Source organism: Microcoleus sp. AT9b-C3, from assembly GCF_036705485.1.
GTDB lineage: Bacteria > Cyanobacteriota > Cyanobacteriia > Cyanobacteriales > Microcoleaceae > Microcoleus.
This window is the reverse complement of the sequence record NZ_JAUBUR010000007.1, coordinates 1-24,761: the sequence shown is the minus strand read 5'-3', so window position 1 is coordinate 24,761 and position 24,761 is coordinate 1. Positions and strand designations below refer to the sequence as shown.

Genomic DNA, 24,761 nt, shown 5'->3' with positions numbered 1-24,761 from the left:
GCGTCTTGTAGAACTGCCTCGATGCCGGAAGCATCACTGGTAGGGTAGCAGCATTCAGGGGCGTGGGTCAAACCCTATACCGCTGCTTTATGGCTAAAAGAAAAAGAATTTTTCCGTGCGGTCACAAAGGATATGGTAAAGCGTGCCATCGCTGCACGCAAGAGTTGGTGGCGCAGCAGCATTACATTGAAGTCCTGACACAAAAACAAACCAAAAAACAAGAGAGGGAAGCATCATTTGCTAGAGATATCATCGATCTCAGAGGTCTGCCCGACCACGTAGTTACTAAAGCCCGCGCAATTATAGCAGCTTTAAGCGAAAATAAGAATTACAGAGATTTCGGCGGCAAACGCCTGCGTCACAACCGTTTGATAATCAGTATTCCTGTAACTCGCAACTACAGAATGCTTTGTGAAGATTGCGGCACTTTCTTAATTCCCCAAAAAGTTTTGTCGCACGAAGATTACAACGTCTGCAAACCGGGAAGTCATTAGTCAGTTGACAGTTGACAGTTGGCAGTTGACAGCTTGCAAGAGAGAAGGGTTGGGAGTTGACAGTTGACTCTTGGGAGTTGGGATTTGACAGTTGTGAGTTGGCTTGGCCGTTATTAGTTGGTAATTGGCGGTTGCGATCAGTCATAATTTAACAATCATGAGTCATCAGTCAATAATCATTTATGCCTTTAGGATAAGTGCCTTATTCATTAGGTAGTCATTCATTATTAGTTCGTCATTTAATTAAAGCCATGCAAATTTACCTCGACTATAGTGCTACAACGCCGACACGCCCAGAAGCTATTGATGCCATGCAAAAAGCCCTGACTCAGCAGTGGGGCAATCCTTCCAGTTTGCACGAGTGGGGACAAAGGGCGGCGACAGCTTTAGAATTAGCAAGAATGCAGGTTGCTAGCTTGATTAACGCGCTACCGGAATCGATGATTTTTACCAGTGGCGGCACTGAAGCGGATAATTTGGCAATTATGGGAATTGCGCGTCTTTATACAAAGCCGCAGCATATTATTATCTCCAGCGTAGAGCACTCCGCAGTAGCAGAACCGGCGCGACAACTCGAACAGTTGGGATGGGAAGTGACGCGCCTACCAGTGGATAAATTTGGGCGCATTCACCCTTTGGATTTGCAAGAGTCGCTGCGATCGAATACAGTTTTAATTTCAATCATTTACGGACAAAGCGAAGTTGGCACGCTGCAACCAATTGAGGCATTAGGACAAATTGCGCGCGATCGCAATATCATATTTCACACCGATGCAGTTCAAGTTGCCGGCAAGCTGCAAGTTGACGTGCAGAAACTGCCCGTAGACTTGCTTTCGGTTTCCAGCCACAAACTTTACGGGCCGCAAGGTGCAGGCGCGCTTTACGTGCGTCCAGGACTCGAATTAGTGCCAATGTTCGGCGGGGGCGGACAAGAGTTGAAACTGCGTTCAGGGACGCAAGCACTGCCCGCTATCGTCGGTTTTGGGGTGGCGGCGGAGTTAGCATTGCAGGAAATAGATGTGGAAACGCCGAGGTTAATTGCATTGCGCGATCGACTTTTTGACCGATTATCCCACGTACCCAGTTTAGTACCAACTGGCGATCGATATTTCCGACTCCCGCACCACGTCAGTTTTTGCATTGTTTCTCCCGACGGCGACACAGGGAAAGTGACAGGCAAAACTTTAGTAAGACAGCTAAATTTAGCAGGAATAGGGATTAGTTCTGGTTCTGCTTGTAACAGTGGCAAAATAACTCCCAGTCCTATTTTATTGGCAATGGGATATAGCAAAACTCTGGCAGTTGGCGGAATTCGCTTGAGTCTGGGACGAGAAACCACAGAAGCGGATATTGATTGGACAGTAATTGCGATCGAGCAGATTTTGGATAGACTAATGCCAAAGGTAGCATTATCTAGACGTTAAGATTAACTGCAAACCCACATAACCGTATTTATCCGCGTCCATCCGCGTACATCCGCCCACATCTGCGGCCAAAATCATAAAAAATCAGAACCAAACCTCAAAACCCACCCCCAATCATGATAAAATAAATCCCGGTGTTATTCACAACTCCCCACAATGGACGAAACCCGCGCCCAAGCCTATCTGCAATTAATTCACACCCTGCTGAATGCCCCCAAAGGAGACGAACCGCAAATATTACAGGATAACTCAGAATTACTCGATCGCGGATTTCTGGAAACGTGCGAATTAGTAGCATCAACCTTAGCAGAACAAGGAGGGGAAAATGGCGCTAATTTTCTCCGACATCTAGCCAGTTACCTAGCGCCACTCATCGAGATGAACGATGACGGAGATAGCAATAACTCGGTCAGTGAAAATTTTCAAGAGTATGCAAATTTTTTCCTAGAATTATTGCAAGCAGAACAAGATAGCAACGGGGATATAGCAGTAATTTACCCCATGCTGGAAGAGCGACAACATCTCCTTAATGCCACTTTGGCAGAGACTTTACAGCAAGTGGCGCAGAAGTTAATTGCAGGCGAAAACTCAGAAACAATTAGCTCAATTATCGGTCTTCTTGAAAATTTGAGTATTCATCTTAGTGACTTTCCCCGTGGGAATAGATCGAATAATATTGAAATTGCCATTACAGGTTATCAAATAGTTTTAAATAATCGCGAACCCGGTAGTGAAAAATGGACGCAAACCCAAAATAATCTGGCTACTGCCTACAAGAACAGAATCAATGGTTAGCTGGCGGAAAATCTGTAACGGGCAAAAACCCGGTGGTTGAAACCGCGTCTACACAAACAAGTCCGCCTATGCGGACAAGCGAGATAATTCAGAAGTGTTGAAATCCTCGATCGAGCTTTAATACAGTATCACGATAAATACCGCTGCTGTCAGTTAACCACATATCGGTGCTGTCGGTAGCAATTCCCACAATCGCGGCTCCATTTCCTATTTTTTCCACCAATAACTCAGCATTCGCCATCGGCAAAAACAGCACTAACTCGAAATCTTCGCCGCCGTATAATGCCCAATCTAAAGCTTTTTCGGTTGATACGATTTCGCTGAAAATATCGGGAATTTGTATTTTCGTGCGATCGACTTTTGCGCCAACACCGCTAGCCCGACAAATTTGAATAATCGCATCAGCTAAACCGTCGCTGCTGTCCATTCCGGCGATTGCAATTGAGGATTGAACCGCCCCCGGCCCCCCCTTAGCAATTGGGGAATTAACCCCCCCCGGCCCCTTGCTAAGGGGGGGAGAATTGAAATCTTGCTTCCCCCCCTTGCTAAGGGGGGGTTCCATCGCGCCTTTGGAACCTAGTATTTCCCAAACAACCGGCAAAACATCAAGTCTCGGTTTAGGGCGCTGGTGAGCGAGAATTAAAGAAGCCCGATCGACCTTTTCCAGATTTTGCCCGAATTCGGGATTTAACAGCAATTCTAATCCCGCGCGGGAGGCTCCGTGAACCCCAGTCGCGACAATCGCCCAGCCCGATCGCGCATTTGACCGACGAATGGTACGATCGCACTCAACCTCCCCAAAAGCCGTAATCGCCACCGTCACCACGGGCGATCGCACAACATCGCCACCGACGATCGGCGTATCATATTCTTGCAAGCAAGCCGTCATCCCCCGATAAAACTCTTCAACCCACTCCACAGCCGTATCCGCCGCCACAGCGAGGGCTACAGTCACCGCCAGAGGCTTTGCTCCCATCGCAGCCAGATCCGACAAATTCGCTGCTGCGGCGCGCCATCCTGCGTAATAAGGCCCCGTAGTGCGATCGCTAAAATGCACTCCATCCACCAACATATCTGTAGTGATAGCGAGAGATTGGTTGGGAGTTGTAGGCATGACAGCGCAATCATCACCAACTATCTCTGCGGGGCAGAATTTTTGTAATATTCTTAAAAGGCCTTGTTCACCTATATCTTTAATCAGCATTAAAAAGGATTTTTTAGTGAGATGCGGACGGGCAAAATGCCCATCGTACAATAAACTCAATGTATTATGAAACAGGTGTCTTACCTGTAGCAAGTTATTGGTGCGTAATTTCTAAACAACTGTCAACTGTCAACTGTCAACTGCCAACTGCATTACCATTCCTTACCGGAACTCGGCGGCAAGCGCAACCTAGGAAACCTATAAAAAGTATCCCCTTCATCATCTACCTCTAAAATCGCCGAAAAAATCTTAACTTGCCGACTTAAATACTGCTGAGCAACTTCAGCCTCAACCCTAGCATTAGCTGCCAGTTGAATCAACGAAATTTGGCTGTTTTGAGTTTCCAACAACTGATAAAAAGCCTCATCCAACCGCTGCTTTTGCTTACTTTCATTCACATTTTTTATAATCAACAATCCTGTGAATCCGCCCAATCCTATTACCAATAAAAATTGTAAAATAGCCATATTCTCGATTTAATTCCTAATTTCAATAACGAAACTATAAAAATTATCTCTTCTTCCAGCCCGCTGAGACGGGATTTATCTGTGCAGAAGCGATTTCAATCTCCTTCACCCTCCAGAAACGATTTCAATCGCAGTCACTATTGATTTTTTCAGCCCGCACAGGTGTTCACTGAGCTTGTCGAATGTGCGGGCTTTGTTTGTGTAAAAGCGATTTCACTCGCCGTCACTTTTGACAAGCAGCGATTTCAATCGCCGTCATTAATTAAACTTGAGGTCGCACCAAATTTTCGCTTCCTTTAACTACCTTAGCAGATACAATCTTGTCTCCCTGCTTCAGTTGCTCCAAAACTTCTTTTCCTTCAATCATGTAACCAAAAACAGCATAGCGGCCGTCCAACAGATTCAGGCCAGCGGGAGTGAGTTCAGGTTCAAACAGGAAAAAGAAAAACTGAGAAGAAGCGCTATCAGGGTCAGTTTCTGTACGGGCCATTGCCACTGTACCGAAAGCAGAAAAAGGCAAAACAGGTTCGTCGCGATAACGCCCCGCATCTTCTAGAGTAATCCCGTAAATAGGTTCTTTTTCCTCCCTGACGAGCACTTCTAGCGGAACATTCCGGTATTTGCCAGTAGCTGGGTCAATAAAACCCTCTTCCTTGCCTTCGGGGTCTCCGGTTTGCAAAACGTAGGATTCTTCCGATCGAATAAACGGCAAACCGTCATAAAAACCTTGATCGACTAAATCCACAAAATTACCAGCAGTAACCGGGGCGCTGTAACCGTCAACCACAACAGTAATTTCCCCTTTATCAGTTTGTACCGCCACAGTAGCGCGCCCTTTCAGTTGAGGCAGATTAGCATACTTGGCAGGCACTTCAAACGGAAACTTTGTCACCATCAACTCTTCGAGTTCGCCTACCGAACCTAGGATTGTGGCTTTCAAGTCAATCACTTTGTCCCTGTCTTTAGACTCAACAGCCTTTTCCAGTTGAGCAACTTTCTCCTTGACTCCTGCAACTAGCGCCTCAGCTTCCGGCTTTTTGGCGTCGGGAATACTCTCTAAAAGGTCAGATTCCCGAAGGTTGAGAATCCTGGAAGCCTTGCTGACATCACTGCTAATGGGCCCCCAACGTTTAGACCGTATGTGGTTGCCAATGTCTTCGAGACTGATTTGCAACTCTCGCACCGTCTGATTGTCAATAGGTAAAGCAAAGCGCAGCAGCGCCCGGCCGTCCGTAATCGCATTCCCTGCAGGCATACTGCTGCTGGGGCGTTTGGCATGGGAGACTGCACTGAAACTCAGGGAGAGAGTGAACAGCAAGAGCGCTAAAGCGACGGTTTTGACCCAGCGCTTGCACGTATCGATCGAGAAATTAGGCCAATGCAACATAACTTTAACTTTTATTGCCTCTATTATCTTCCCACAGCGCTGCCCGCCCGCCTTTGCTGCTACCCATCTAAAGTGTCTGTTCGTTCGGTCCGGGAGGGAGTTGCCCACTAACAACAGTCAACAGTCAACAGTCAACAGTCAACAGCCCACTGCCCACTGCCATTCACATTTCAGTAAAGCACTTGCTCCCTTTGAACGGTAAAATAAAATGCCAATTGCTTTTTGATGCCGTCAGCTAGACTGCAGCTTTAACCTGACCCGCTCAAAAACGGATACAATCCCCAGACTCCTGTCGTGGAGAGATCAAAATTTTAGACCAAGGTTCAATCTCCCAAATTCATCTGTGGAGTAAATCTAAAATCTAAAATCTAAAATCTAAAATCGACTGACTGTAGTTCCCCCGTGCCTCAAGGCGACGGGATTGCCCACAAAAATTTATATGATCTCCAGTAACGACTTTCGACCAGGTGTTTCAATTGAATGGAATAACGGCGTGTGGCGGGTTATCGAATTCCTCCACGTCAAGCCAGGAAAAGGCTCGGCTTTCGTGCGGACAAAATTAAAAAACGTCCAAACCGGAAACGTAGTAGAACAAACCTTCCGGGCGGGCGAGACTATGCCTCAAGCCAACCTGGAAAAGAGTGTGATGCAGCATACCTATAAAGAGGGCGACGATTTCGTCTTTATGGATATGGAAACTTACGAGGAAAGTCGCCTCAATGCTAAGCAAATAGGCGATCGAGTCAAGTACCTCAGTGAAGGGATGGAAGTCAGCATCCTGCGCTGGAACGACCAAATCATGGAAGTGGAACTGCCCAACTCTGTCGTCTTGGAAGTGCTGCAAACCGATCCCGGAGTCAAAGGAGATACTGCCACCGGTGGCAGCAAACCCGCGATCGTCTCCACCGGAGCTCAGGTTATGGTGCCTCTATTTATTTCCATTGGAGAACGGATTCGGATTGATACTCGTGAAGACAAGTACCTCGGCCGAGAGTAGAAACGAGGAAGGAAAAGGGAGTTTTTAGTTTTTAGTTCTGAGTTATGAGTTAAAGAAGTGCAAATTCAATACTCATTGCTCACAGCTTAAAAACTATCCCTTTTGCCCCCAAAGTCGTTGATGCTCCTAGCTTCGCCTGATTCTGAATTTTCAATTTTCAATTCTCAATTTTCAATTCTCAATTACCCTTGAATCTGCTGTGCAACTAGACTTAAACCAGCTTTGTGACTTGCTAACTGTATTGGACAAAACTGGCATTTCGGAACTGACTTTAAAAAGTGGGGATATTGAACTGACAGTACGCAAAGGCAGTCTGGCAAGTTCACCAGCCACCTCTGCTGCGCTCCCTGCTGCTGTGGCGACTGTCGCTCCAAGCGCGTTGGCCACTGTTGCTAGCCCCCCATTAGCGTCACCTCCTGCTGTTGACCAAAATTTAGCGGATCTGGCAGCCCCTGTACCCGTCGCCCCTGTGGCCGTACCTGCTGCCGTACCTGCTTCTGTCGATACGAAATGGGTGCCAATTATCTCGCCGATGGTAGGAACCTTTTATCGCGCTGCGGCTCCCGACGAGCCGCCTTTTGTCAATGTGGGCGATCGCATCAAGGTCAATCAGACAGTCTGTATTATCGAAGCGATGAAGCTGATGAACGAGATCGATGCTGATGAAGTCTCCGGTCAAGTGATGGAAATTTTAGTTCAAAATGGCGAACCTGTCGAATACGGTCAAGTGTTGATGCGAATTAATCCGGATTAAAGGATTACTTTATTGTTATGGACAGAATAAATGCTAATATTTCCCGATCACTTCTCTCCGGTGAGTTTGATGAAGTCATCCCAGCCTGTCCCGCAAGAGGTTGTGCAACAAGTTGCTGAGTATTTCAGTATTTTGAGCGAACCGATGCGTTTACGAATTTTGAACTTGCTTCGCGACGGCGAAAAATGCGTGCAAGAATTGGTGGAAGCTACTCAAACCAGTCAAGCCAATGTTTCTAAGCACCTAAAACTCATGCTCCAAGCTGGTATCCTCACTCGCCGGAGTGAAGGGACTTCAGCTTATTATAAGGTGCAGGACGAGTTAATTTTTGAGCTGTGTAATATGGTGTGCGATCGGCTTGCCAGCCGGATCGAACAGCAAGCCCTACACTTTCGGGCATTTAGCCTAACTACGAAGCACTGAAAATTTGTTGCCCGTCCTCAATCCTCAATCCTCTGTCATGAGTCATCAGTTATCAATTCCTATTCTCGGCCCTGAGACCGATGACTAATCACTTGTAACTAATGACTCATAATTACTAAAGGGGAAAATTTTGGTCAAAACTTTGGCGGGTACTCGGCTGAGCCACCTCCAAACCTTCGCCACCTAAAAGTTCTAAAGGCTTGCCTTCCACCGAAATCCAAACCTTGGTATTCGGTTTTAAACTCGTAGCCGTATAGATAACTTGCCCTAACCGGCTAGTCATTGAGGTGCTGCCTCCCCCGGACGTAAATTCTGCCGACAAATCCACATAAACTCCGTCATTCTTAACACTCAAACCCCTGAGTTTTGTCCCCTTCGGAATTTCGCTAGAAACAGTTCCATCCTTCGGCCCAGCCAACAAACTGTTAAAAGCAGCTTGTAAAGCTGCATCAGGCTTGTCAGCTTGTTTGACAGCTACTTTCGTAGGAACTCCCTCAAATTTACCGCTGGCATCTTTAACCCAGTAGACTTGGACTGTCTGGACATCAGTCTGCGGCAAAGGCTTTGGCTGCGAGGACTTTGGCACCAGAGCGTTAGGCGTCTGAGCGTTAGGCGTCTGAGCGTTAGGCGTCTGAGCGTTAGGCGTCTGAGCTGTAGGCGTCTGAGCTGTAGGCAGTTGTACAGGATTAGGAGGGGGTACGGGGATAACTACAGCAGGGGATTCCGCAGGAATTGGGGACAGCGGTGGAGCGGTAGTTTGAGCCGAAGACTGCGTATCTGCGGGGGTTGGCGAACGGTTCGCCGTCCACCAAGCAATGCCCCCTCCCGCCACTAAAGCTAACCCGCAAACACCGGCCATCACTGCGGTGGAGACGCGGCGTACTTCTGGTCCATCTTTCATAATACAAATTCTCCGCACACTTTGAAAGTTTGATTTAGTAAAAAGCGACCGGGGAGCGATCGCCTATCATCTCGTTACCTTACCTCATTGTAAAGTTCCCGGAAAACTAGGTCTGCTAGTTTCCGGCAGCTAGCGTTTCGAGCATCTGCCAGCCGACCGCCGCGCTTTTTAGTTCCATCAGTTTCAAAGGCGCGGCCCACGAAATATTCCCGCAGCTCGAGCTGCACAGTTGTGTAAGACTGTCCTTTGAGTTTCTGCGGTTCAATCCGACAGTTGATGTAAGTCCACAGAGTCGATCGCGTATTCGCGCATCCCGTCCACTTGCCGCCACCGCCACCGGCTCGTACTTGGCCGCTAGATTTCTCTATTTTGCCAAGGCCGCAAGCTTGCCGAAACCGGCGAAGTGCTCGCTTCTTTGGCAGGCAGAGAAAGTCATCAAACGGGTAAATCCTTGAGAGAATCCAGCCGCGCTCGCGGTATCCGAAGGCAAACCGATCGAATACCCGGTGATAAGGATCGAAGTCGGTATCAGTCAAAATATTAGTCAGTCTCAGCTCGATCGCCGCTTCGGTGTCGTGCAGGTCGCAGACCGCCGCTGCAAATTGCCGCGTCATTTCGGACACGTTCGCCCGATCGCACTTTTGCTCTTTCTGGTAGTGGTTTTCAAATCGCGAGAGGATGTTTTTCGATAAAAAATCCCCGCGCTCGGCGAGCCACGCCCAAAATGCAGGCGGCTTTCCCGGTTCGAGCGAACCGTTCGGTCTCTGCGATTTGACCGTCACCCGCGCTGGATATTCCCAGGCAAGGCGGCCTTTGATAGAGTTGATAAAGCTTGTTTGCTTGCGCGTCGTGGATTTTAAGTCCAGCAGCGCGCGCCGCATCCGCTCAATTTTCGGATCGAGCTCTTTCACCCAAAACCTGCGATCGTAAATATCGAGGTAGTGGCGGCGGTAAACCTCGCAGAGCACGAGCGCGTCAAACGGATCGTCTTTGTTGTCTGTGCCGCCGAGCGAGCGGCGAGTCGATTTGACCATACCCTGATCCGCTGTGAGCACAAAAATTCCGTTTTTTTTAAGGTGCTTGCGCCAGTAGTAAGAGTAAGTGCCGGTTCCTTCGAGTATCGCTACGGCCGGCGAATCTTTCACTTTTTCAATTAGCAAGTCGAGTTCCGTCACTTTATAAACCGAGTGAAATTGCTCGAATTCGGGCGATAAATAAAAGTCTCTGAGCGCAATTGTTGGAAAATTTTCAAGCAAAACGACATCCACGCGGTGCGCGGACACATCAATTCCTATTACCTTTAACATTGTTTCCTACCTAAAAACCTCTTACATAACCCACGAATCACCCAAGGGCATTACACCCATATCCGCACAGGGGCTTAGGAGATTTATCGCGCAGTGGGGTTGGAATCCACCGCGCGTTTGCGCTTAAATCATTGCTCCCACGAGAATTTCGGGACAGTTTTTGACTGTCCACCTCCTTACTGAAGAACTAGAATTAATGCGAGGTCGCAACCCTTGCCCGCTATCCCCCTCTAAAAGGGGAATTTCGACTGTTAGGGAGACAGCCATCATCAGGCGGGAATTAAGCCGATCGCAACGAGGGCGACATAGACATAAATTGCTTCTTCGCTCTTATTTATATCGCTTATTTCCATTTCCTCAAGATTAGGGGTTCGGAGCAAGTCATTAGCACAATTGATAGAATTATCGAGGCAGTCATCAATAGGCTTGTGTGTTCCTAAAAGTCCGCGTGTTTTTGCGATTTTAAGGATGTGGAATGTGTGTTCAAATCTTGCCTTGCTGTATTCATCCTCCAATATTACGCTCGCCGTCTTGAGAAGTCGTAAAACCGTGCGACTGCTTTTATTGGTATATTCCATGACGTTGTTGTTGGATGTTGTCTAATCAGAAATAATTGACAATTTATCGGTTTGTTGGGGTATCATTGGTTTAAGTCAATTTGATTTTCAACAAGGCGACCCGTAAAAGCGATCGAACGTCGAACCTCGATCGCTTTTAGTTTTTGGATTTTGGATTTTAGATTTCTACTGCAAATATTCCGCCTTCGGGGTTGTCGCGCAATGCTTCGGCTAGTTTTTGAACGGTTTGTTCAATTTCTTCTGATGACATCTCCCTAAACTTTCCTTGACTTATAGTTCTAACTTGAAAGGCAGCGTCTCGAAAATCGGCATCAAGAATTTCTGCTAGCATCTCGATCGCTACTGAGGAAGTTAAGGCAGTCGATACTATCAATTGCTTTTCAGTCAAAGGCAGGTCGGTCAATTCGATCGCCTTTGGCAGCAGTTCGGGCTCGCCGCCATCGGGAATGATGCGGATGCAGTGCATCTTCTCTTCGCAGTCGTTCAGCGAACCCGCCAAAGTTTCGGCGAATGCAGACAGCGCGCGGTAATGACCCTCAAACTTTTGGATCGTGTTTCCTATTTCGCGTTCGATGTCCTTTATTTCCGATTCAATTCCATCGGTCATCGGCGGCAATTCCGAGTGTTTAAACGTGTAGATGTTTGGATGTTCCATTTTGGCTAATAGGGTATAGGAAGCGATCGCCTAGCTCGAAGGCGATCGCGCAAAGAAGCGAATAATGCAGCAAATATGGACGGGTGCGAGTTACAGCATGGCATCACCTCCATCTGGGGGAGAACGGCCGCTCGACCCCGCACCGGCGAAACCGAGCGCGTAACTGTCGATGAGTTCATCCTCAGCGAAGGGGATGGCCGCAAACCTGCCAGCCGATCGCCTAGATTGGGCCGCTTCTAGCGGTTCGGATTCCAGACCGACTTTACCCAGTGCTGCAAACCAGTCAACTACTCGGTTATGGCTGAAGGCATCCGGCGAAGGTGTCGGAACTTTTTCCGGGGGATTGAACAAGTCCGACAGATTCCACTCGCCAACGACTAGCAAACGCCAGATTTCATAAAGACTCTTGAAAGTCCGCTGCAAAGTTCCAAGACTTAAAACCCATCCCCCGGTGATGGATTTAGATAAGTCCAAACAAGCGGCGCGCGCGAGTTTGAGCACGCGGATAAAGCTGCACCGCTGCACCGGGGTAATGTCCTTTGCTTCGGTAATTGTCTGTTTGTGCGATCGCACTTGCTGCAACAATTCCGCATTCTCAGCGCGCAGCCGTGCAATTTCGGCGAGTGCTGCGTCTAGGTCGGAAAGTGCGATCGGGTCTTGGGTTTTTTCAGCGTCGATGCTGGTTTCGATCGGCTCCTGGGCTTGAATATTTTCGACACCGGGGGGAGTTTCAATCGGCTGATTGTCGCAATATGCGATCGGCTCCAGGGTTTGAAAGATGGGGAAGGGTTGACCAGTGAGCGCGACAACCCAAGTTTCGCGCCGGGTCTTGTTGCCATCTGGGACGATGCCGATGCTCCGTGCAATTTCCTTGAGTTCCGGCAGCAAATGCTTGTCCAATAGTTCGCGGGTGTAAAAATGCAGTTCCATAGTTTTGAGAAAAAAAAGGGCGAGAGTAAACCCGCCCTACCCAATTCTGGGTATGCAGTGCAATCTATGGGAGATTTAACGCAGAGATTTAGCTAAACCAATTATCCAAGCGGCTAAGCCGAATCCCTTTGTTGTATCTACCCACCCATACTTTAGTATAGATAATTTGACCTGTCAATACTAAAGCATGGATTCTATAGTAAGATGAATCCAAACACAGGTAACGAGAACGAAGAGACATTGAAAAACCTGATTGAGGCAGCACGCACAAGTCAGCGCCAATTGAGCCGGGACATCAACATTGCCGAAGTGACTGTAAACACTTGGGTTGCTGGTAAAAAAATCCCCCGGTTTGACAATGCTGCCTTAGTCGCCGGTCAGTTAGGAGTGTCGCTGAAAGCCCTAGCTAAAGCGATGCGCGTAGACGTAAGGGATATCCCCGGTGACTACAGCCTGATCGAACTCAAGGCAATTGCGGCCGATTTGGGGATTGAGAGAGTAGCAGATTTACCAGCGGACTTTGAAACGATGAGGCGGATGCGCGATCGGGAAAACTGACGCGCTCCCAAAATACAGCTACACATAAATACTTTTTCCATAAAAGTCTTGTTTATGTGTAGCACCACAAACTGCAACCCCTTAACACTATGCAGAGACAATTATCAATCTTTGACAGCCTCCAACCGCTTGACACACCCGAAAGTTTGATAGAACCCGGTGACTGGGTGAAGCTGCAGCGCAAAACAGTTACGGCCCCTTACTGGAAAAAAGGCGAGAGTGTGCAAGTCGAGGGGGCGCACCCGACAAACGGCAGTGTTAAATTTTGGAGCGAGCGATCGGAAAGTTGGGCATATTTGCACCCGGAGGACTTTACCAAAACTGTGCCGCCGATCGTACTTGTTGCAGAATCAGAACCCGTCCCCGGTGATTCTGCAACAAGTCAGCCGATCGCACTTGTTGCAGAATCAGAACCCATCCCCGGTGAAATTGATTCTGCAACAAGTCAGCCGATCATACTTGTTGCAGAATCAGGGTCCGCGCCACTTGTTGCAGAATCAGAACCCATCCCCGGTGAAATTGATTCTGCAACAAAGTCGGTATCGACTTACCGCCCCAAAGGTACAGCTAGGGGCGGCGAGTATTTCCGATTTGTCTACCGTGCCGGAACCAAAACTAAATCCGTTCACATTCCCGGCGGAAATACCGGGAATAGTCTGGCACAACAGCGAGCGGCCGAAGTGATGGAACTTGCGACCGCCGGAGTTCCAGCAGTCGAGATTTGCGATCGTATCCGCAGTTGGAGCGGCCGGACTGCTACGCCGAAATAAAGTGAACCCAAAACTCACCGTCATACGCGCAAGTTTCTTGAATTAGTCCGAAACTGTACTCCAAGCCCGCGCCGCTGGCGGTGATGTCATAACCGTTGCGGAAGTATTCGCCGTTGGGGTCATTGACGATCAGCTTACCGGGCTTGTAGCCGCGAGCAACTACGATGTGACCGCTGCGGGTAAACATCCCATGCAAAATACACGGGTTCCCCTGATCAATCCATGCGATCACCTCTTCGATTGTCGCGTACCAAGTAAACCTATCCTTGCACCCGTAAGCTCGGACAACTTTTGCCAAATCTTCGGGCGAGTGTCGGCTTAACTTCTTGCTGTACACATACTCAAAGAGTTCATCTTCAAGTTGTTTCCCCGGCTGTTTCGGCCTCACTTTGAAGTAGTCGAGGCACATCGCCACACAGGTTAAATTGCACGTTCCGCTGGGGTGATGCCGATTATCTAACTGGCTAAAGTGTCGAACGTTTAATAATTTTTCCATCAGCTTTTAGGTGTTGGTGCTAGAAGTCCAATTAGCGCGCCATTGCAGCCTGTCGCCAAATAAATCAACTGTTCGGGTATTTTTTTCTCTTGCGCTGCAAGCGAGATACCGCCAACGGTTACAGATGTCGAAATAGCACACAGCGAACCGATAATCATTCTGTAAGACCAAACATCAATAAGCATAGACACTAATTTATTAGAATCCGGTGTTTTCATTGTTGTATTCTTTCAGCAAGTCTTCTTCGATTTCGTTAACAGTTCCGCGCGCATGATAGCCGTGCTGCATATTTAAAAATTTTTGTACATCGCGAAGTTCTCCCCGCAAACCAATAAGAAGAGCTTTTAAAACTGTCATTCTTCTGTGCAGAGTCGAGAGGATTCGCAACACATCCCGGCTGACCCTCCATAGCAGGATAATGCCAATAATAAATTCTACAGCCGAAACAAGGCTAGGGATAAACTCAACACTTGTTTTCATTACTTATGCAAAATGATCTATTTGAATTTCATAAGACTCTATCCACCGTTTTGGATAGAATTTAAGCGAATAATACTCTTCACTCTCAATCTCAGGAAAGCGAATTATTTTACAAGCATTAAGCGGCAAAGTAACGGAACCGCCCTCTACATCCAATCCGCCAAACGGATCGAAAATCTGCACCAGCTCCCCCGCCACGCGCCAAGAAATCGGTGCAGTTGTCGAAGACACTCGAACTCGAACCGCAGGCCAGGTCAAGTTCACCGGAAGATAGACCGGCTCGACCTGCCAATCTACCGCCCGCTGAAACTGCCCTGTAAAAATCGAATTCCACATTATGCGGTAACTTCAGATTTACCCTTGATTGAACTCATCGGCTTCAACTGTGTGGGGTCTGTGAAATTCGGATCGATACCAATTTCTGTTCCAGATTCTAGGGTGAATGAGCTCGGCCGCTTGGTTGCCGATGAAAACGCAGTATTTACCCAAATCGCGATCGCAGCAGCCGACATGATCGAAGGCACCCGAATCGTCATTGTCTTTTTCTTTTTGGCTGCATTTTTGCTATTGACCGGGGGAGCGTCCGCACCTTTAACTGGGAATTTGATTTTTTTGCCAGCGAGCTTTCTCGATTTGTTTCGGTAGGTTACGCCGTTACCTTTGTTACTCGGAGGCCTCGGAGTTGTTGCAGTGCTCGGCGGCTTATACTTTGATATCGCTTTATCGGCTGATTGTGGAAGTACCGGCACCACTTCAAAAAAATTGTAAAAATCCTCTCTAACTGTAAACTCAACATATACACCCGGCTCTACAAAAGCCTGCACAACACGACTTTGAATCCTTGGCTTTGCTGTTAGCTCTTGTGTTGTCTGTGTAGCCTGTTCCTGGGTAATTACCGCCATCGTTCCTCCTAATGATAATAGTATTTATTGCTGCTGCGAGGGCAGCAACCAACCAAACATCAAATTAAGAATTAAGTAAATAATTCTGTCGCATTAGAGACAATTCCATCTGCACCCATAGTCACAGCCGAAGGAATAGTCAGCCCAACTGTGTAAACTCCGGTCAATTCATTCTGGGTAAAAGTTGTGATAACTGTCCTGTTGTTTGGGTTTGTTGCGGCCGACGCTTGCAAGTCTGCAACACGGCGCAAAATTTCGAGCAAAGCATCTTCTACAGTTGTGGAAGTGATCGAGGTATTGACTAAAGCTGTCATATTTTTTAGGGATTGAAACTATCTATTAACTCTAACTCTTGAATCCCTTACTGTGCAAGGGTTTTGATAAAATATTTTTATCTTGAAGATTTGTAGAACATTAAGGTTCTACAAGTCTGTTTTTGGCACCAGATTAAAGTAGTATTTAATAGGTAAGAAAAGTCAAAAAGTCGAGTTCAAAACGTGACAGCAATTACAGCCGGAGGTGGCGCAACAATCGGCGCAACCACATTAGAGGGTCAATTTCTGCAATTAATTGAATACTTTCAATCTCTGGAAGCAGCAGCAGGAAACACAACAAATTTTTTCGCCGGCTCTTACGATTCAGACACTTTAATTTTTACCGGAAACTTCAACGTCCCGATAAAATTCAACGACCCATTGAATCTAGTTTTTACTGGCGACCCCGATACTGGAAGTTTCCCAACAGGAACTTTTACACCTGGAACCGGGGGAACTTTTACCGCGCCGCTAGCGATTAACTATTTTATCCAAGTTGTTTCTAGGTTGATGACCTTGCAAAACGACTTGAGCAAAAACCCGCAAAAAACTCAAAACATCACAGCCTCTATTAACTTAAACCGCAACACACTCAGCGGTAGTTTTACCGTCCCGTACACCAAATCAACGACCGCGACGGGAATCTCTATCAATGCCGCGACTTATCTATTGTGAGAATATACGGGAATGGCTGACTATACATTTGAATCGTCGATCGACCTTCTAAAAAATGACAACTCGATCCAAGTAGTTTTCGATGTTGACGTTCTTGCCGCTCCAGCTAAGGTCGCGCTGGCTGCATACATCGCATCTTTAGGACTTCCAGCAGCGCAGACTCAGCACTTACTGTGGCAAAACATCGGGGTTGCCGCGTTTATCGACAGCTTGGCAATCACTTACTATTTGCCGTCGCTCGGGAATCAAACCCCCGCGCCAGATTTGAAGCGAACTTCATCAATGAAAGACAAGGTTGTAGAGATGCAGTCGCTAGAGTCTAAGTTTCCCAAGTGTCAAATGCTGATGTTTACTCGAAGTTCGTCCGCGGCCGCTTGGGTTTGGCGAAACACAGAAGTGATTCAAAATTCGGGAAACAGAGTCAATACCCTTAAACTTCTGCCTTACCTCAATCAAAAAGATGTCTTCGTTCCCGGTCGTGCCACCCAGATCGGAATTCAATTTATCGCTGACCCCGCCTCGAATAGTACACTTCCCCAAACCGGCGACCGAGTAACAGTTCACGGTTCTATCGGGCTGGACGTAAACCCGATCGAAGAGTTAAAAAAAAATAACGAGACAGAACAGTTAAAAATTCGGATGGCAACACTTGAAACTCTGCTGCAACCCTTCGGAGCCGCGACAGCAACCGCCGCCGGTACGACCGGATTAGTGCCGGGTGCTGCTGCGGGACAATCTGAATATTTGCTCAGAGGCGATCGCACTTGGCAAGAGGCCGCGGCTTTTGTATCCTCAACTAAGGACGTGACAATTAACGGCAACAAGACATTCTCGCAGCTAGTTAACTTTTTGAAAGAAATTGTGATTACCGGAGTCGGTAGTTTGACGGGTTATTCGGCGCGTACTGCTGCGACTTTATTCGCTACGGGTGCAAATTCTTATCTATCGCTAAGTGCAAGCAGCGCGCCTGTAAATTCTAAGCTTGTAGACTTAGAATTGAGCAATGCGGGAACTATAACCATGCGGAGGTTAAACGATGCTTACAACAGGGTTGTATCTACTATATTAACCACCGACGCGGCAAACAATCTTAATTTGCCAGGTTTTACTAAACTAGGCGGTGACGCTGCTATTAGAGTCAAAAGGCTTCAAGGAACTACCGCCCCCGGGCAAGGAGAAAACATAGCAATATCGCACGGGATAGACGGCGCGAAAATAGTTAGTTGCGACGTTATAGTTAGCTATAGCGATACTTCTTATGTGGGGCCTGGTTTTGCGAACGTCGCGGGGTATGAATTCGATTGGACTTTTAGCATTAGCGGGGTAAGTATCAGAAATAAACTTAACAATTCTGCCAATATTTTATCCAAACCTTTTACAGTTTTGTTGATTTACACCAATTAAATTATGGGCAAAATTGAATTCAATACTGAAGAACAGCAAGTAACTATCACTCGACGCATAGGAAGGTCAAGTGAAAGTACGATTACCGTAAACCCAGAGGAAGTGGGAATTAATATCAACTTAGGAATTGCCTCGATCGGAGCAACAAGCGATTACGGGGGAGCCATCAGCCTCGGCATTGCAGGGCAAGAGGTAACGTGGGGACGGGAGGGCGGTACTATTCATATCGGCATCGGAGGGTTCGCGGTAGATGTAGAGGCAAGAGATTGCATTGTTACCGAAACTAAATCTATTTTCGGTCAAATTGTCGCTCAAAGAAGTTATCCCGATCCAGGTTGTAAGTTGCCAGAACCGCCAGAACCGCCAGAGCCACCACCACCAGATCCCAAAATTGGCATCGATCCTGCAACCGTAACAAGTACAGCAGATGCTTATGTATTGGTCGGACAATACCACTACAGTATTGTTTACAACTGGCCCAACCCTAACTATATAGAAAACGACAAACGAGGGTATACCATTTATGAAGGAATAGCCGAGGTCAAATGTGACGAGTTGCCTGAGATTGTAGTAGCGCCGTATTATTATCAATCGTGGACAATTCCCGTTTATCTTACCTTTAAAAACAAAGGAGAAGATACCCGCTGGATAAATAACGGTTTTGTTGATTCGTCGTCTAGTTATAACTATTTCTCTAATGTCGGAGCGAACAGCTCTTACATACAAAGCGACGGCGTTTCGTTCCGACAAACTCCTTTTGGTCAAGGAACTGCCACTTCACAACACAAAGAGGGCCCTTATCCTCCGGCGCTTGGTGGCTTAGTTAATGGTTTTGTGTGTTTTGGGTCGGCGCGAGCTATTGCAAAATGGGTTATTTTAGCAAACCAGCCATTCTCAGGAGGGCAACCGCGAGCAACAAAAAACATAATAAATAGAATCATACCGATTGGCGAGCAAAAACCAGCAGGCCCACTTTTACCCACAGGAAATAAGCCACCAATGAACGATTGTTGCGAAGAAATTTTAGACCACTTAGAAGACATTAAAGAAGCTTGGGCTATCGAGCGATTGCTAAAAGATGGGTTTCCGGTGTCTAATACTTTTATGGCTCCAGAATGCGACCCTGCGAGCGTTACGAAGGCAAAAAATGTCTATGAAGTTTTGCAATGCTTGTTTAGGATGCTCGCGCACGGTTTAATATTTGAGCCGCGCGTCGCCATCAAGGACGCGGACGCGGCAAAGGCTGGCGACCAAGAAGTGAAAACGAGATATCTCAATGCGACGGGCTGGGCTTCTGCCGTATCGGAAGCACTAATGGAGGTAAAAGACGACGGCAATGTATCGACAAATATGGACATTCGTAACGGATTTGCAGCAACTCAAACTATGGTTGGTGTTGCCGATGCGCTTATCAGACTAGACGCAATTCTCGACTGTCTGGGCTTAACTCTAATGCCAAAAGTCGAGTCCGTGCAGACTCCTTACAATTGCTTTGTCAAAATAGGGAAAGGATTTGGCGACGGTAACGAGCGACAACTAGATTTAAATGAAGATGAAACGACAGAAAAGTTGTTGCCCGAATTCTTGCAGACCAAAATCAACAAGATAAAAACCGTTGCGATTCACCCTCGGGCCGAGACTATTTTGGATATTTTACAAAGGATAGAATCAAACTTACCCCCGCAAAGCAATGGTTAAACAATCGGCAATCACTCAGGCAGATATCAAGGTATTTCTTGCTCGTCAAGTCAAAGACGATGTAAGACAATTTCGGCGCGAGCGCGCGCTCGATCGGATTAACCTTTTAAAGGCTGTCGGTGTCGGGAATATGGATGATTATATAAGCGAATGGGAACAAGACTTTGCAAATTCCATCACCTCGCCGAAATTGCCGGAACCCAAAAATAAGAAGCTCAAAAAAATCACCAATGTAAGACGGGATGTAAGACGATGAACCCACCGGCCGGCGTTACAGTTGAAAACTCAAGCCTTGCAATTACTCTCGGTGTCAAGCTGGGAACTTGGTTTCAAGGGATAGGAAGTCAAATCGGGAGTATACTCTCGCGGGGTTTGCTCAATGTCAAAAGCCTGTTGAGTAACATGGTTAACGGGGCAAAAGAAATGTTTGGCGCGATCGCTCGCGGCGACTGGAATATTTTTAAAAGTTGGTTAAAAGAAGATCCGATCGCCGTGACGGCCGGTGCTGTTGCTGTTGTACTCATCGGCGGCCTGGTTGTGGGGGCTGTTGCGGGGGGTGTGGCGGCGATTGTCAGTGCGGTCGCTGGTGCTGGCACGATTGGCGGCATAACTTTAGCTGGAATTATGCCGTCGCTGGTTACGGGTGCGGTATCTGCGGGGGAAACAATTTACAATTTTGACTTTAACAAGTCAGACGATCAGTTGTTAAAGGAACTAAACCAGGGCTTTGTCAGGTTTGCCGAAGTAGCGGGCGAATCACTCGGGCGATCGCTGATAAATTTCATTGTTGGCGGCGACAAACTGCCAAAGCTTCGAGTCGATCGCAATGCCATGCGAACTATGTTCTTGGTATTGGAGGATGAAAGCGAGACGGGCGAGGAAATACTGCAAGAACTCAGCACCGTCGGCTGGGCGATATTTAAGTTGGCGCGGCAAACTTTATTCACTGCGGGATTTATCAATTTTAGGAAGTGGGCCAAGCAGAACATTCGATCCGGCATACCGTGGGTAGACAAAATGATCGAGTCCTGGGGAACTGGTAAGCCGCTAATTTTAAGCGAGAAAGTGCGGGAATTTACAGAGAAAATCGAAGAAGGTAATCCGGCCCTGGGGAACTTTTTAGAAGGAGTTCTCGAAGGTTTCGGCGGCGGTACAAAAGAAGCCGTCATTCGTCGGTTCGTGGTTTACAGTTAGCAAGTGAGATGTAGGTAATGGCTGACGAGAGAACCGAGGCAAAAATTGCCCGCATCCTTGCTAAAAGTGATGTGACAATAACGCGCGTCGCCGGACAATCGGATCGTAAACCATCGGAGCAGAGCCACTTTGACGTTTACGAGTTGACGCTAGACAAAGACAGCGAGCCGATCAAGTTGTTAATTTCTGGCTCGCAGCCGTTTATCGCACTGCAAGCAAGTCTTTTGCCTGCTATTCAACAGCTAATCAGAGCAGAACTTCAGCGCGCCGACTTAGCGCAAATTGTTGGATATCCCTACGGCGAGTATGTAGAACAGCACGTCGCGCCAGTGTCGGTACAAATTCATTGGCGATTGTCTGGCACTCGCCCCTATGAACCAACAAAGTTAGTAAAGAAGCTCGCAGGCAAGCAAGCGCCGCGACCGTTCTTGACTATCCCTAATATCCACCGGGGAAAATGCACTTGGGACAATATTTTGGCAGCAGCCGGCGGCGAGAACGGTTACACCTACGGCGGCCACTATGCCGTCGCGCTGATGGGTGATAAAACTACTGATGCAAAAATTGGCAAAGGCGGCCAGATGAAGGCTTACGCAAACTCGAAAAACGCGGCGACCGAGATTGTAGAGCGAGCCGCAGAGTTGAGCAAGTCTCGTGTTTTGCGACTCGTGCACGGTGAAGAAGTGCGATCACAAAAAGTGCGGGTTAAAGTTTATCCAGCCTGGTTTATGATTTTCAACAGCAAGCTCGCTCAACACAACCGGGAACTAAACAGGCAGACCGACACCGGCCAAAAAATACAGCTTGGTTACAAACCCACAGACGTGCAGGCGATTATTCGCAAGTGTTTAGAGAAGGGTTAGCCGCCAAGTGCGATCGGATGCAGCCGATCGGGCGATCGCACTTTTCGACATTCTCCCGACTCGATCTTAAAAATCGCAAACTGATTCACAGCTAAACTCGGGATACTCTGGCAACTGTGACGGGGGGTATTTCGCGTAATATTTTGCGGCAGCGGGCCACCACTTCCAAGCCTCGAAAAATCCGCAGGCCGCAATCGAGCGATCTACTATATAGCCGTCAGCAGTGCGATGCCATTGAATCGGCAATGCAGCCGCCCACTGATAACGTGCGAACAAGTGAGCTTTTCCCGGTGGAATCTGGACGGGGAACCCGTCAATGAACGGTAAAGGCTCGGCAACGTGGAACCCGTCGCGGTTTTCTATAACTTCTATTTCTCTAAAGGTTCCCTTAAAGTAGGTTCTCGAGAGTTTGAGAGGTAAGCGCAGCGCTTGCACCTGTTCCGGGTAATACCATCCAAACACCCAACCGCGATCGGTGTAGAAACTGCCGGGGGTAAAGTGATTTTCTAGCCATCCCGTCAGCATTCCAAACTCTGCCAAAACTTCCTTAATCTGTCGCGCGGTGTGGGAATTTGTCGAATTATTAACGAGTTGCTCTATTTCGACTTTGGCGCGGTTTGCCTCGCTGGGAAAAGTAGTGTTTAAGTATTTACGGATAGCTTTTCTAAACGCTGTTTTAAACATTTTTGATTGTATCTCCTAAATCGCTCTTCAACGTCCCATCGCTCATAGTTAGCAAGGTTTAAGTCAATGCTGAACTTTGCCAAGTCGAGCGCAATCAGTGGCGTAGATCCGCCCCAAATCTCTTGTGATCGTTGCGTGTTAATCTCGTCCACTAGCGCCACATACTTGTACTTTGTCGCCCACTTGTCAATCTCGCGGTAAGAGTAACCATTGAGACAGTACCAAAGACCGCTAATTCGTTTGCCTATCCATTCAGACTTCCAAATCTCGATCGAGTATCCCTTGTACAGCATTCGTTCTCACCTCGGGAGTAACATACCGATTAATATGCCGATGGCAAGCGCACAAAGATAAAAAGTGCGATCGAACTTTTTATAAGACAGAAAACTCCGGGCGGTTGATTCTGTATCACGGGCGATTTGCCTTATTTTTCCCATAGGTTCTCAAACCGCGACGGGTCAAGCGCCGTATATCCAACAGTATGCTCGATCGACCTGTGCCCTAAATATTCCTGTATCAACCGTGTATCACAGCCTTTTGCCGCAAGCGCGTAGCCGCAACTGTGCCGGAGCATATGATGGTGAAACTTTATTTCAAGCTTGGCCGCTAGTGCGATCGCCCCCAGTGCTTTTGCTACGCCGTCGCGGGTTAGTGCTAACCCGGTCGCGCTGGTGAACATCCACGGGGATTTGGTTGGCTGATTTTTTCGGAGTTTCGCAGCGAGACGGCATTCATCGGACTGCATCGGGTGAACTCCCGAGTTGCTACCCTTAAGCCTTTTAACGTGAAGGCGAGCTTCTTCCAGTTCTATTTGTTCCCACTTCAACCCCGTTAATTCGCTAATTCTCAACCCGTGGCGATAACTTAGCAGTATAATGAGATGATTACGAGTAGCAAGAAAAGTGTCTTTGTTGCCCTTTGCCGTCGCAATCAAGCGCGTTATCTCGGATTCTAGCAAGTATTCCCTATCCCTTAAGGAATCGTTAGTCGGTCTGCCTACTCTGCAATTCACCATAAAAACCGTCTCGATCCTCGCTCTCTAAAGCCTTATAAATGCGTTGTTTGCTACTGTCTTTGTCTGCTTAACACACATTTTGTAGAGTCTAACATCAGTAGCGTGTGTTGGAAGTGTTGGAAGTGTTGGAAGTGCTGGAATAACAAGGTTTTAAAAGCTGTAACGGGCAAGCCCTGGGGAGTTTTGGGGGGTGAGTCCTGGGGGCGATCGGGCGATCGCCTTTAAGCGGACTCAAGCGAATCGGATGCTTGTATCCATTCTGGCATTTAGCGCGGTTTTGGACAATGGGAGATGTCGTGCGGGCGGTGCTCAGTTACACCCTCTGCCGCTGCCAACATATTCCACATTACGGAACCGGGGCGAGGTTTATATATTTCCCATTCCTCTTTAGTCATGTGGCGAGGCCTTCTTCTGAGCGCTGCTGGTTCGTAAGGAACTGGAATGCAATCATCTAGCTGCTGTAGTTTCTTCGACTTGCGCTTCTGTTTTAGCATTGGGGACTCCTTACAGATAGAGCGCTTGGCATGGTGAGGAGCGACTCCTGATCAGCTACATTTGTCTATGGTTAGATTCGGGAATTGACACAATTGCATTGCTGCTAGCGAACACTTTATAGCAAGCCCAACATATTCTAAATCCGACTATTGGAATCCTAGACCATAATATAAGATTTAGCCCTTGGAGTATGTCACCGAAAAACGAGCGAGAAGCCCCTGACTTTAGGCATGGGGAGGACAGTGGCAGCGACTTCAGTCGCATTAAAAATCCCCTTTTGGGGTTGGAGAGGTCGGGTTGCCTCTCCAGTGAGGTATGGTTGCCTCAATTTCCCTTTCGGGTAATGTTCGCTTCGCCAATGTTTTAAGAGCTTGTTAAGCTAGTCGCATGTCCTTAACCCTTGTACAGATGTTTAACGACTAGCGATAGAGCGACGAACTAGCGTCGCATTCCCCGGTATCGTGACTCAAAAAACGTAGTCAGTAAAGACTGAGGCTGGTAAGGTAAGCTCTCGATTCAATCCCGCTCAAACAGCCGGACCGTATTAAAAGCCTCCGCCTTTAGGCGTGGGGTTGCTTACAGTATCTCGATCGGCCTAGTGGCTATATTCTATAGTAATCATAAAAAATTAAAGAATAAAGGAAGAAAAAATAAGTAAAAAGGAAAAAGGAAGACAACGGAGAGATGTAACGGAGGTAAGGGGGGTAACGGATTTAAGCGATTTAACGGATAGAAGCCGGTCTCTAAAATTTTTCCCCAAACAAAAAGCGCCCCTATTTCTAGGAGCGCTATTTGTCAATCAATTGCTAAAACTTAGCCGTTGATAGAAGGAGCAACCAAAGCTACGGGAGTTGTTTCACCAGCAGCCAAATCAAGCGGGAAGTTGTGAGCATTACG

33 protein-coding genes are annotated in these 24,761 nt (G+C 47.5%); 14 read left to right on the top strand and 19 right to left on the bottom strand.

Features of this window, described 5'->3' with window-relative positions; translation table 11 throughout:
* Window positions 1-89 precede the first annotated feature (89 nt).
* The 3 genes from QUB77_RS08695 (at window position 90) to QUB77_RS08685 (ending at window position 2,713) form a co-directional block, all read left to right on the top strand.
* Window positions 90-494 carry a DUF7682 family zinc-binding protein gene (locus QUB77_RS08695; protein ID WP_333171388.1) on the top strand — a complete coding sequence of 135 codons (405 nt, stop codon included), beginning with the start codon at window positions 90-92 and terminating at the stop codon, window positions 492-494.
* Between the two features lie 251 nt (window positions 495-745).
* A complete protein-coding gene (locus tag QUB77_RS08690; protein ID WP_333171733.1) occupies window positions 746-1,918 on the top strand; it encodes a cysteine desulfurase family protein in 1,173 nt (390 codons plus the stop codon).
* A gap of 156 nt (window positions 1,919-2,074) precedes the next feature.
* Complete coding sequence (locus QUB77_RS08685) at window positions 2,075-2,713, top strand: hypothetical protein (protein ID WP_333171386.1); 639 nt, start codon at window positions 2,075-2,077, stop codon at window positions 2,711-2,713.
* A gap of 88 nt (window positions 2,714-2,801) precedes the next feature.
* Here the strand turns inward: QUB77_RS08685 and thiL are convergent, their stop codons facing one another.
* The 3 genes from thiL to QUB77_RS08670 form a co-directional block, all read right to left on the bottom strand.
* A complete protein-coding gene (thiL, locus tag QUB77_RS08680; RefSeq protein ID WP_333171384.1) occupies window positions 2,802-3,917 on the bottom strand; it encodes a thiamine-phosphate kinase in 1,116 nt (371 codons plus the stop codon).
* A gap of 152 nt (window positions 3,918-4,069) precedes the next feature.
* Window positions 4,070-4,384, bottom strand: coding sequence for a hypothetical protein (locus QUB77_RS08675; RefSeq protein ID WP_333171382.1), 315 nt, complete (start codon window positions 4,382-4,384; stop codon window positions 4,070-4,072).
* Between the two features lie 262 nt (window positions 4,385-4,646).
* Complete coding sequence (locus tag QUB77_RS08670; RefSeq protein ID WP_333171379.1) at window positions 4,647-5,771, bottom strand: peptidylprolyl isomerase; 1,125 nt, start codon at window positions 5,769-5,771, stop codon at window positions 4,647-4,649.
* Between the two features lie 439 nt (window positions 5,772-6,210).
* On the opposite strand from QUB77_RS08670, the gene efp reads away from it, so the two are divergent.
* From efp to QUB77_RS08655, 3 genes are all read left to right on the top strand, one after another.
* Window positions 6,211-6,768, top strand: coding sequence for an elongation factor P (efp, locus tag QUB77_RS08665; RefSeq protein ID WP_041622404.1), 558 nt, complete (start codon window positions 6,211-6,213; stop codon window positions 6,766-6,768).
* A 199-nt stretch (window positions 6,769-6,967) separates the two neighbouring features.
* Complete coding sequence (gene accB / locus QUB77_RS08660) at window positions 6,968-7,522, top strand: acetyl-CoA carboxylase biotin carboxyl carrier protein (RefSeq protein WP_333171377.1); 555 nt, start codon at window positions 6,968-6,970, stop codon at window positions 7,520-7,522.
* A gap of 30 nt (window positions 7,523-7,552) precedes the next feature.
* Window positions 7,553-7,945 (top strand): ArsR/SmtB family transcription factor, encoded by a 393-nt coding sequence (locus tag QUB77_RS08655; RefSeq protein WP_006631662.1) that lies wholly within the window; start codon window positions 7,553-7,555, stop codon window positions 7,943-7,945.
* A 115-nt stretch (window positions 7,946-8,060) separates the two neighbouring features.
* On the opposite strand, the gene QUB77_RS08650 is transcribed toward QUB77_RS08655, so the two are convergent.
* From QUB77_RS08650 to QUB77_RS08630, 5 genes are all read right to left on the bottom strand, one after another.
* Window positions 8,061-8,846: a GerMN domain-containing protein gene (locus QUB77_RS08650; protein WP_333171374.1), complete on the bottom strand. Its 786-nt coding sequence runs from the start codon at window positions 8,844-8,846 to the stop codon at window positions 8,061-8,063.
* Between the two features lie 74 nt (window positions 8,847-8,920).
* Entirely contained in the window at window positions 8,921-10,153 is a 1,233-nt protein-coding gene (locus QUB77_RS08645; protein WP_333171373.1) for an IS110 family transposase, read from the bottom strand.
* A 269-nt stretch (window positions 10,154-10,422) separates the two neighbouring features.
* Window positions 10,423-10,731 (bottom strand): hypothetical protein, encoded by a 309-nt coding sequence (locus QUB77_RS08640; protein ID WP_333171370.1) that lies wholly within the window; start codon window positions 10,729-10,731, stop codon window positions 10,423-10,425.
* Between the two features lie 157 nt (window positions 10,732-10,888).
* Window positions 10,889-11,386 (bottom strand): hypothetical protein, encoded by a 498-nt coding sequence (locus tag QUB77_RS08635; protein WP_333171368.1) that lies wholly within the window; start codon window positions 11,384-11,386, stop codon window positions 10,889-10,891.
* A gap of 90 nt (window positions 11,387-11,476) precedes the next feature.
* A complete protein-coding gene (locus QUB77_RS08630; RefSeq protein WP_333322910.1) occupies window positions 11,477-12,316 on the bottom strand; it encodes a hypothetical protein in 840 nt (279 codons plus the stop codon).
* A 204-nt stretch (window positions 12,317-12,520) separates the two neighbouring features.
* Here QUB77_RS08630 and QUB77_RS08625 point away from each other — a divergent pair, with 204 nt between their 5' ends.
* Both QUB77_RS08625 and QUB77_RS08620 read left to right on the top strand, forming a co-directional pair.
* Window positions 12,521-12,874, top strand: coding sequence for a helix-turn-helix transcriptional regulator (locus QUB77_RS08625; protein ID WP_333322908.1), 354 nt, complete (start codon window positions 12,521-12,523; stop codon window positions 12,872-12,874).
* Window positions 12,875-12,963: 89 nt separating this feature from the next.
* Complete coding sequence (locus QUB77_RS08620) at window positions 12,964-13,644, top strand: hypothetical protein (protein ID WP_333322906.1); 681 nt, start codon at window positions 12,964-12,966, stop codon at window positions 13,642-13,644.
* Here QUB77_RS08620 and QUB77_RS08615 read toward each other — a convergent pair.
* The 6 genes from QUB77_RS08615 to QUB77_RS08590 form a co-directional block, all read right to left on the bottom strand.
* Complete coding sequence (locus QUB77_RS08615) at window positions 13,631-14,140, bottom strand: C39 family peptidase (protein WP_333322904.1); 510 nt, start codon at window positions 14,138-14,140, stop codon at window positions 13,631-13,633. The two genes, QUB77_RS08620 and QUB77_RS08615, sit on opposite strands and share 14 nt — an antisense overlap.
* A complete protein-coding gene (locus QUB77_RS08610; protein WP_333171358.1) occupies window positions 14,140-14,358 on the bottom strand; it encodes a hypothetical protein in 219 nt (72 codons plus the stop codon). Before QUB77_RS08610 ends, QUB77_RS08615 begins: the two co-directional genes overlap by 1 nt.
* On the bottom strand, window positions 14,339-14,620 hold the full coding sequence (locus QUB77_RS08605; RefSeq protein WP_333171355.1) for a hypothetical protein: 282 nt from the start codon (window positions 14,618-14,620) through the stop codon (window positions 14,339-14,341). The genes QUB77_RS08610 and QUB77_RS08605 overlap by 20 nt, the downstream gene beginning before the upstream one ends.
* A gap of 3 nt (window positions 14,621-14,623) precedes the next feature.
* Window positions 14,624-14,956: a hypothetical protein gene (locus QUB77_RS08600; RefSeq protein ID WP_333171353.1), complete on the bottom strand. Its 333-nt coding sequence runs from the start codon at window positions 14,954-14,956 to the stop codon at window positions 14,624-14,626.
* Window positions 14,956-15,522, bottom strand: a complete 567-nt coding sequence (locus QUB77_RS08595) for a hypothetical protein (RefSeq protein ID WP_333171350.1) — start codon at window positions 15,520-15,522, stop codon at window positions 14,956-14,958. Before QUB77_RS08595 ends, QUB77_RS08600 begins: the two co-directional genes overlap by 1 nt.
* A gap of 71 nt (window positions 15,523-15,593) precedes the next feature.
* A complete protein-coding gene (locus QUB77_RS08590; RefSeq protein ID WP_333171347.1) occupies window positions 15,594-15,836 on the bottom strand; it encodes a hypothetical protein in 243 nt (80 codons plus the stop codon).
* 183 nt (window positions 15,837-16,019) lie between these two features.
* Between QUB77_RS08590 and QUB77_RS08585 the strand changes: the two genes are divergently transcribed.
* From QUB77_RS08585 to QUB77_RS08560, 6 genes are read left to right on the top strand one after another with little or no spacing between them, the layout of a single operon-like run.
* Window positions 16,020-16,511: a hypothetical protein gene (locus tag QUB77_RS08585; protein WP_333171345.1), complete on the top strand. Its 492-nt coding sequence runs from the start codon at window positions 16,020-16,022 to the stop codon at window positions 16,509-16,511.
* Between the two features lie 12 nt (window positions 16,512-16,523).
* Window positions 16,524-17,915, top strand: coding sequence for a hypothetical protein (locus QUB77_RS08580; protein ID WP_333322902.1), 1,392 nt, complete (start codon window positions 16,524-16,526; stop codon window positions 17,913-17,915).
* Window positions 17,916-17,918: 3 nt separating this feature from the next.
* Window positions 17,919-19,613 carry a hypothetical protein gene (locus tag QUB77_RS08575; protein WP_333171339.1) on the top strand — a complete coding sequence of 565 codons (1,695 nt, stop codon included), beginning with the start codon at window positions 17,919-17,921 and terminating at the stop codon, window positions 19,611-19,613.
* Window positions 19,606-19,869 (top strand): hypothetical protein, encoded by a 264-nt coding sequence (locus QUB77_RS08570; protein WP_333171336.1) that lies wholly within the window; start codon window positions 19,606-19,608, stop codon window positions 19,867-19,869. Before QUB77_RS08575 ends, QUB77_RS08570 begins: the two co-directional genes overlap by 8 nt.
* Window positions 19,866-20,807, top strand: a complete 942-nt coding sequence (locus tag QUB77_RS08565; protein WP_333171334.1) for a hypothetical protein — start codon at window positions 19,866-19,868, stop codon at window positions 20,805-20,807. The genes QUB77_RS08570 and QUB77_RS08565 overlap by 4 nt, the downstream gene beginning before the upstream one ends.
* A gap of 17 nt (window positions 20,808-20,824) precedes the next feature.
* Window positions 20,825-21,670, top strand: a complete 846-nt coding sequence (locus QUB77_RS08560) for a hypothetical protein (RefSeq protein WP_333171331.1) — start codon at window positions 20,825-20,827, stop codon at window positions 21,668-21,670.
* Window positions 21,671-21,736: 66 nt separating this feature from the next.
* On the opposite strand, the gene QUB77_RS08555 is transcribed toward QUB77_RS08560, so the two are convergent.
* The 5 genes from QUB77_RS08555 to QUB77_RS08535 form a co-directional block, all read right to left on the bottom strand.
* Window positions 21,737-22,354, bottom strand: coding sequence for a hypothetical protein (locus tag QUB77_RS08555; protein ID WP_333171328.1), 618 nt, complete (start codon window positions 22,352-22,354; stop codon window positions 21,737-21,739).
* Entirely contained in the window at window positions 22,312-22,647 is a 336-nt protein-coding gene (locus QUB77_RS08550; protein WP_333171326.1) for a hypothetical protein, read from the bottom strand. Before QUB77_RS08550 ends, QUB77_RS08555 begins: the two co-directional genes overlap by 43 nt.
* A 131-nt stretch (window positions 22,648-22,778) precedes the next feature.
* Window positions 22,779-23,369 carry a tyrosine-type recombinase/integrase gene (locus tag QUB77_RS08545; protein WP_333171324.1) on the bottom strand — a complete coding sequence of 197 codons (591 nt, stop codon included), beginning with the start codon at window positions 23,367-23,369 and terminating at the stop codon, window positions 22,779-22,781.
* Window positions 23,370-23,635: 266 nt separating this feature from the next.
* Entirely contained in the window at window positions 23,636-23,863 is a 228-nt protein-coding gene (locus QUB77_RS08540) for a hypothetical protein (RefSeq protein WP_333171321.1), read from the bottom strand.
* Between the two features lie 814 nt (window positions 23,864-24,677).
* Window positions 24,678-24,761, bottom strand: an 84-nt coding sequence (locus tag QUB77_RS08535) for a photosystem II protein D1 (RefSeq protein WP_333164242.1), incomplete at its 5' end; no start/stop codon positions are given.